At 73.8% G+C, this 8,447-nt stretch carries 2 protein-coding genes; both read right to left on the minus strand.

The window, feature by feature from the left end; translation table 11 throughout:
- Positions 1-6,704 (minus strand): type I polyketide synthase (locus SCA03_RS34040; protein ID WP_141275861.1); only part of this gene is annotated, 6,704 nt, incomplete at its 3' end.
- A 37-nt stretch (positions 6,705-6,741) separates the two neighbouring features.
- Positions 6,742-8,447: phosphopantetheine-binding protein (locus tag SCA03_RS34045; protein ID WP_174864524.1), on the minus strand; the 1,706-nt coding region annotated here is incomplete at its 5' end.

The raw sequence follows: 8,447 nt of genomic DNA on the forward strand, positions 1-8,447 counted from the left end.
GCCTCCCAGGAGGTCTCCAGCAGCAGCCGCTGCTGCGGGTCCATGGCGAGCGCCTCACGCGGGGAGATCCCGAAGAAGTCGGCGTCGAAGTCGGCGATGCCGTCGAGGAAGCCGCCCTTCGAGGTGGCGCTGCGGCCCTGTCCGCCGTCCTGGTCGCCGTCGCCGAGCAGCGCGTCCAGGTCCCAGCCGCGGTCGGTGGGGAAGTCTGCGATGCCCTCGCCGCCGTCGAGGACGAGCCGCCAGAGGTCTTCCGGTGACCGGACGCCGCCGGGCAGTCGGCAGGCCATGCCGACGATGACGACGGGGTCGTCGGCGGCGTCCGGGCCGGCCGTCGTGGGCAGACCGGCAGCGGCCTCGGCCTCCTCGGCCTCCTCGTCGTACTGGTCGAGCAGCAGCGCGACGAGGTGTTCGGCGAGCACGGTGGGCGTGGGGTGGTCGAAGACGAGGGTGGCCGGCAGGCGCAGGCCGGTCACGGTGGTGAGCTTGTTGCGCAGTTCGACGGCGGTGAGCGAGTCGAAGCCCAGGTCGTTGAAGCCGCGCCGGGCCTGGACGGCTTCGGCGGAGGTGTGGCCGAGGACCGTGGCGGCCTCGGTGCGGACGAGGTCCACGACGTGGCGGAGGCGTTCGTCCTCGGTGAGTTCGGTGAGCTTCCTGGTGAGGACCAGGGCGGTGCCGGCGCCACCGGCGGCGGTGGCGGCGGTGCGCCGGCCGCCCTTCACCAGGCCGCGCAGAATGGGCGGGACCGGGCCGGGGACGCGTACGGGGCCGGAGACGGGTCCGATCGCGACGAGGTGGGACGCGTCGCAGGCCCCGGCCGCGTCGAACAGCGCCAGGCCCTGTGCGACGGTGAGGGGAGGCACGCCGGAGGAGGCGATGCGGCGCATCTCGGCCTCCGTCAGCGTGCCGGTCATGCCGGCGCCGCGCGCCCACGCGCCCCACGAGAGGGCCTGCGCGGGGAGCCCGAGTGCCCTGCGGTGCCGGGCGAGGGCGTCGAGGAAGACGTTGCCCGCCGCGTAGTTGCCCTGTCCCGCGGCGCCGGTGACGCCAGCGATCGAGGAGAACATCACGAACGCGGCCAGGTCGCACTCCTCGGTGAGGGTGTGCAGGTTCCAGGCGGCGTCGGCCTTGGGGCTCATGACGGCGGCGGTGCGGTCCGCGTCCAGCGAGGTCACGACGCCGTCGTCGAGGATGCCGGCGGTGTGGACCACCGCCGTGAGCGGATGCCCGGCGGGGATCCGGCTCAGCAGCGCGGCCAGCGCCGCCCGGTCGGCCACGTCGCAGGCGGCGACGGTGACCTGTGCGCCGTGCGCGGTCAGTTCGGCTTCCAGCTCCACGGCTCCGGGGGCCTCGGCGCCCCTGCGGCTCACCAGCAGCAGGTGTCGCACACCGCGCTCGGCCACCAGGTGGCGGGCGAGTTCGCCGCCGAGACCGCCGGTTCCGCCGGTGATGAGCACCGTGCCGTCGGGGTTCCAGGGGCGGGGCAGGGTGAGGACGGTCCGGCCGCGGTGCCCCGGCATGCCCGGCTCGTGCGGCCGGCCCGGCTGCCCTTCCCGGAGGATGTCGCGGGCCCGGCGTACATCCCGTGCGGTGACGGGCGGGGGACGCAGGGCGTCGCGGGCGAAGAGGTCCAGGAGTTCGGTGAGCATGGCCTGGATGCGCTCAGGTCCCGCCTCCGCCAGGTCGACGGTGCGGCACCGCGCATCGGATGCGGCGCGGGGCGTGCCACCGGCCCGGCCCAGGTCCAGGTCCAGGCGGGAGCCGCCGGACGCGAGCAACCCGAGCGGCACCTCACCGACTCCGCCGACTCCATCGGCTCGGGCGCCTCCATCGGCTCGGACGCCCGGCGCATTGAGCACCACGTCGAAACCACGCCCGTCCGTGCTCTCCGACAGGCGGCTCTCGAACCCGGCGGTCCCCACGGTGACGAGATGTCCGTCGGGGACGCCGAACGCCCGCAGGGCGGCGCGCTGTTCCTCGCTCACGACGGTGGCGTACACATCGGCACCCAGATGCCGGGCCACCTGCACGGCCGCCACGTCGAGGGCGTCCGCGTGCGCATGGACGAGGACGGACCGTCCCGCGCGGACCCCCGCGATGTCGCCGAGGGCGTACAGCGCGGTGAGGAACGGCAGCGGCACCGCTGCCGCCCTGGCCGGGGTCCACCCGTCCGGCACCGGGGCCAGCAGCCGCGCATCGGTCACGGCGACGGGGCCGCAGCCGCCGGGCACCAGCCCCATGACGCGGTCGCCGGGGCGCGGTTCCCGAACACCCGGGCCTGTCTCGACGACGACACCGGCCGCCTCCGCACCCGGCGCGGCGGCACCGTCCGCCGCCGGGCCATCCGCGCCGCCAAGCAGTTCCCCGGTGCACACTCCGGCGGCCTGGACATCCAGCCTGACCTGGCCCTCCGCCAGGGGTTCGAGCACGCGGGGGCACGGGGCGAGGCGCAGGCCGTCCGCGCCGCCTCCGGCCTCCGCCGTCTCCAGCCGCCACGGCACATCGACGGGCGGCAGCAGGCCCGCACCCGCGCCGAGCGGAGCGAGCCGCCCCACCCGGACGACGCCCTCGCGCACGACGAACTGCGGCTCTCCCGCCTCCAGCAGGCCCGGCAGCCCGGCGAGCACCGCCGCCGGGTCCTCCTCCCCGTGCCCGAGGTCGAGCAGCACGAACTGCTCGGGATGCTCCGACTGGGCCGAGCGCACCAGGCCCCACACCGCCGCCGCGGCCACATCCGTGGCGGCCTCGCCCTCGTCGGCGGAGACGGCGCCGCGGGTCACGAAGACCAGACGGGCCCGGCCCGGGCGCTCCGAGCCGAGCCACTCCTGCACCAGCCCCAGCGCGCGGCCGGCCAGCTCCCGCGCCCTCGCCGGGGTGTCGGCGCCGTCGCCCGTCACACCGGAGACGTGCACCAGGACGAAGTCCTCGTCGCCGGAAAGCTCGGCCGGCGACACAACGGTGCCGCCGCCGGTCCCCAACTCGTCGGCCCCCAGCGTCACATGACGCACCTGCGTGGCCGGCTGCACGGCAGGCGCCGCCACCCAGTCGAGCGAGAGCAGGGACTCGTACTCCGGGCTGCCCACGGCGGCGGCGACAGCGCCGGCCGCCTCGGCGCGGAAGCTCAGCCCGTCCACCGTCAGCACGGGGCCGCCCTCGACGTCGACGACGGCGACGGACACCGTGTCCTCGTCGAGCCTCGTCAGCCGTGCCCGCACCACGGAGGCACCGACGGCATGCAGGGCGGCGCCACGCCAGGCGGCGGGAACCAGACGGTCGCCCTCCTCCCCCGGACCGGTGAACCGGTGGGCGTGCAGCACAGCGTCCAGCAGCGCCGGATGCAGCTCGAACGCCTCGGCGTCCACGGCATCGGGCGGCAGGGCGGCCTCCAGGAAGACCTCGTCGCCGCGCACCCACACCGAGCGCAGCCCCTGGAAGACGTGCCCGTACCCGGTGTCCTCGTAGAAGTTCTCCAGGTCGACGACGACGGCGTTCCGTGGCGGCCAGACCCCGACATCGAACTCCCGCGCCGCCTGCTCCTCCGCCGTCCCGGACGGGCCGCCCGCGCTCAGTACGCCCCGCGCATGCTCGGTCCAGGGCCGACCGGCGACACCGTCGTCCTGCCGCGCGTGCACCGACACCGTGCGGTCGCCCCGCTCGCCGTCGGGGGCGCCCACCAGCACCTGGAGCAGGACGGCGCGGTCCTCGGCCAGTACCAGCGGGTCGCCGACGGTCAGCTCCGCAACCCGCTCGCAGCCCGTCTGATCGCCGGCGCGCGTCGCCAGCTCGAAGAACCCGGTGGCCGGAAAGACGACCGTCCCGTCCACCACGTGCTCGGCCAGCCACGGGTGGCTCTGCAACGACAGCCGCCCGGTGAACAGCACCTCCTCGGAGTCGGCTCGCGCCAACATGGCGCCCAGCAGCGGGTGTTGGGCAGGAGCCAGACCTGCCGTGGTGACATCGCCGGTGAGCGCGGCGGGCCGGGGCCAGAACCGCTCGTGCTGGAAGGGGTAGGTGGGCAGCTCGACACGACGACCACCCAGCCCGGAGAAGAACCCCGCCCAGTCCACCTCGACACCCACGGTGTGCAACCGCGCGAGTGCTGTGACGAGTGCTGTCTCTTCGCCCTGGCCCTTGCGCAGAGCCGCCACCGCCACCGCGTCCGGATGCGCCTCCGGATCCACACAGTGCTGCACCATCGCCGCCAGCGCACTGCCGGGCCCCAACTCCACGAAGGAGTCCGCACCTTCACTCACGAGCGCGTCGATACCGTCGGCGAACCGCACCGTCTCCCGGACATGCCGCACCCAGTACCCGGGGGTCGTCAGCTCCTGCGCCGACGCCATCTCCCCCGTCACATTCGACACCACAGGGACAGCCGGAGCCTGGAAGTCCAGCCCCCCGATGGCCCGGCGGAAGTCTTCCAGCATCGGCTCCATCAGCGGCGAATGGAAAGCATGCGAGACCCGCAACCGACTCGTACGGCACCCTTCCGCCTCGAACCGGGCCAGCACCCTCTCGACCTCGTCCGCAGCACCCGAAATCACCACCGAGGTAGGCCCGTTCACCGCGGCCAGCGCGACTCCCTCGGAAAGGTGAGGTCGTACCTCCTCCTCCGACGCCTCGACGGCCACCATCGCACCACCCGATGGGAGCGCGCCCATCAACCGCGCACGAGCCGCCACCAGCCGACACGCATCCTCCAGCGAGAACACCCCGGCCACGTGGGCGGCAGCCACCTCACCGACCGAATGACCTCCCACGAAGTCGGGCCGCACACCCCAGGACTCCACCAACCGGAACAGCGCCACTTCGAGCGCGAACAACGCAGGCTGAGTAAAGCCCGTCTCCTCCAGATCCGCCGCCTCACCGAACATCACCGACCGCAGCGGACGCGGCAGCTCTGCGTCCAGCAGCGCCACCACCTCATCCAGCGCCTCCGCGAACACCGGGAAACGCTGGTACAACTCCCGGCCCATACCCGGCCACTGCGAACCCTGACCCGAGAACAGGAACGCCGACGTGCCGGAGCGGTCGGTGGCCGTTCCCCGGGCCGCCTCCCGGGTCCGGCCGTCGGTACCTGCCAGCAGCACTGCCCGATGGGCCAGTGAGGCCCGGCCGGAGGCCAGCGAGAAGCCCACGTCCACCGGGGATTCCTTCTCCGCCAGCGGCGCGATCAGCTCCAGCAATTCCTCCAGCGCGGCCTCCGACTTGGCCGACATCACCCACGGCACCGACTCCGGGACGGATGCCGGAACGGCCGTGGGCACCGGAGCAGCGGCACCGGCCCGGCCCTCGGCGTTCCCCACAGGCTCGGCGGACTCGGTGGTCCCCCCGGGCCCGGCCTCCGGGGCCTGCTCGATGATGGCGTGCGCGTTCGTGCCGCTGATGCCGAACGAGGAGACACCCGCGCGCCACGGACGCTCCACCACCGGCCACGGCCGCGCCTCCGTCAGCAGCTCCACCGCACCCGCCGACCAGTCCACGTGCGAGGACGGACGGTCCACGTGCAGCGTCCGCGGCAGCACACCGTGCCGCAGCGCCATGACCATCTTGATGACGCCCGTGACGCCGGCAGCGGCCTGGGTGTGCCCCACGTTCGACTTCACCGAACCCAGCAGCAACGGCCGCTCCGGGTCCCGCTCCTGCCCGTAGGTCGCCAGGAGCGCCTGGGCCTCGATCGGGTCGCCCAGCCTGGTGCCGGTGCCGTGGGCCTCGACCGCGTCGATGTCGGCCGTCGACAGCCCGCAGCTCGCCAGGGCCTGGCGGATGACCCGCTGCTGGGACGGGCCGTTCGGTGCGCTCAGGCCGTTGGAGGCGCCGTCCTGGTTGACGGCCGAGCCGCGTACCACCGCCAGTACCTCGTGCCCGTGGCGTTGCGCGTCCGACAGCCGCTCGACGACGAGCACGCCCACGCCCTCGGACCAGTTGGTGCCGTCGGCCGCGTCGGCGAACGCCTTGCACCGGCCGTCCCCGGCAAGACCGCCCTGCCGGCTGAAGCCGGAGAAGCCCATGGGCGTGGCGAGCACGGTCACGCCGCCGGCGAGGGCGAGCGAACACTCGCCGCTGCGCAGCGCGTTGGCGGCCAGGTGCAGGGAGACGAGGGCGGACGAGCACGCGGTGTCCACCGTGACGGCCGGCCCCTGGAGTCCGAAGGTGTAGGAGATCCGCCCGGACAGGACACTGCTGGCGAGGCCGGTGTTGCCGTGCCCCTCCATGTCCTCGCGGGAGTTCATCACCACGCCGGCGTAGTCGATGCCGCTCGTGCCGACGAACACACCGGTGCGGCTCTCCCTGAGGCCGGTCGGTGCGATACCGGAGCGCTCCAGCGCCTCCCAGGAGGTCTCCAGCAGCAGCCGCTGCTGCGGGTCCATCGTCATGGCCTCGCGCGGGGAGATGCCGAAGAACTCCGCGTCGAAGGCGGCGGCGTCGATGAATCCCGCCTCGGGCGTCGTACCGCCGTCTCCCGTCAGGCCGTCGAGGTTCCAGTCGCGGTCGGTGGGGAACGGTGTGATGCCGTCCCGGCCCTCCTGCACCATGTGCCACAGCTCTTCCGGGGAACGCACCCCGCCGGGCAGCCGGCACGCCATGCCGACGATGGCTACCGGCTCCTGCTTCTCGGCCTCGACCTCCAGCAGCCGTTGGCGGGTCTGGTGCAGATCGGCGGTGACCCACTTGAGGTAGTCAACGAGTTTGCTGTCGTTCGACATGGGGGTGGAACCTTCCGTATGACTCTGGGTGCCGGGGTCAGCGATCGCGCAGACGGCCGAGCTCGTTGTCGATGAAGTCGAAGATTTCGTCCTCGCTCGCGGAGCCGATGCGAGCGGCGACCTCCGTTCCGGCGTTCTCCGCCTCGGAGCCCTTCCACTTCTCCAGCATCTGGAGCAGCCGGTTGGTGACGGCCGTTCTGGTCAGCTCGTCGGGATCGGCCGCTGCCAGCGCGGAGTCGAGGCGGTCGAGGTCCGCCAGGAGGGGGCGGCCCTGGTCGGCGCCGTCCTCGCCCGTCAGCCGCGCGACGAGATGCCCGGCGAGGGCGGCCGGCGTGGGGTGGTCGAAGACCAGGGTGGCCGGCAGGCTCAGGCCGGTGGCCGCCGCGAGCTGGTTGCGGAGTTCGACGGCCATGAGCGAGTCGAACCCGAGGTCGCTGAAGTCACGCCGGGCGTCGATCGCGGAGGCCGACGAGTGCCGCAGGACGGCCACCGTCTCCCTGCGTACGAGGTCGATGAGCAGCCGCCGGCGCTCGCCGTCCCGCATGCCGTGGAGCTGCCGGGTGAGCGCGTTCGCCGCCGCGGCGCCGCCGTCCCCGGCCGTCGTCGCCGCCCGCCGTCGCCCGCGCGCCGGCCCGCGCGGCGCCGCCGGTACGTCGTCTGCGGACTGCTGTCCGGGGGCCTCGACCACCGGCTGCGGTCGGAGGGACACCCGGGCCGCGGACAGCACCGGCTCACCGGCGGCATCGACCACCTGGACGGACACCGCGTCGTCTCCGGCGCGCGCGACACGGGCCCGGACCGTCGCGGCTCCGTGCGCGAACAGCGAAACCCCGGACCAACCGAGGGGCGCCGACCCACCGTCGCACTCGCCGCCGTCCTCACCGCCGTTGCCGCCGTTGCCGCCGACGCCGAGGAACTCCGCGGCCTGGAGCACGGATTCGAGCAGGGCGGGGTGCATACCGAAGTACGGGGCTTCGGACACGGTCTCCCCGGGGAGGGCCGCCTCGACGAAGACCTCGTCGAGGCGGCCCTCCCCCGAGCTGACGGAGCGCAGCCCCTGGAAGGCGGCTCCCAGCCCCAAGTCGACGTAGAACTCCTCGTGTTGGAGTGCCGTCGTGTCCGCTGCCGGCCATGTGCGGCCGTCGAACCCGGCGGCTTCCTCCGTGGCGGTCAGTGTGGCCGTGGCGTGCTCGGTCCAGGGCGCTTCGGGCGCGTCGTCGGGACGCGAGTAGAGGTGCGCCGCGCGGGAGCCGCCCTCGTCGGCCGGCCCGACACGCATCTGCACCACCGTCCCGGAATCGCCACCGAGCACCAGCGGCGTGTGCACCTCCAGCTCGGCCAGCTGGGCACACCCCACCTGGTCCCCCGCGCGCAGCGCCAGCTCGACGTACCCGGCGGGCGGGAAGACGGCGGCGCCTCCCGGCCGGTACTCCAGGAGCCACGGGTGGGACTGCGGGGACAGCCGACCGGTGAGCAACACTCCGTCGGATCCGGCGAGTTCGACCGCCGCGCCGAGCAGCGGATGCTGTGCGGGGACGAGCCCGACCGTGGTGACATCGCCGGTGACGGCGGCGGGCCGGGGCCAGAACCGCTCATGCTGGAAGGGGTAGGTGGGCAGCTCGACACGGTGACCGCCCAGCCCGGAGAAGAACCCCGCCCAGTCCACCTCGACACCCGTCGTGTGCAACCGCGCGAGCGCCGTGAGCAGCGCCGTCTCCTCGCCCTGCCCCTTACGCAAGGCGG

Source organism: Streptomyces cacaoi, assembly GCF_006539165.1.
Classification (GTDB): Bacteria; Actinomycetota; Actinomycetes; order Streptomycetales; family Streptomycetaceae; genus Streptomyces; species Streptomyces cacaoi.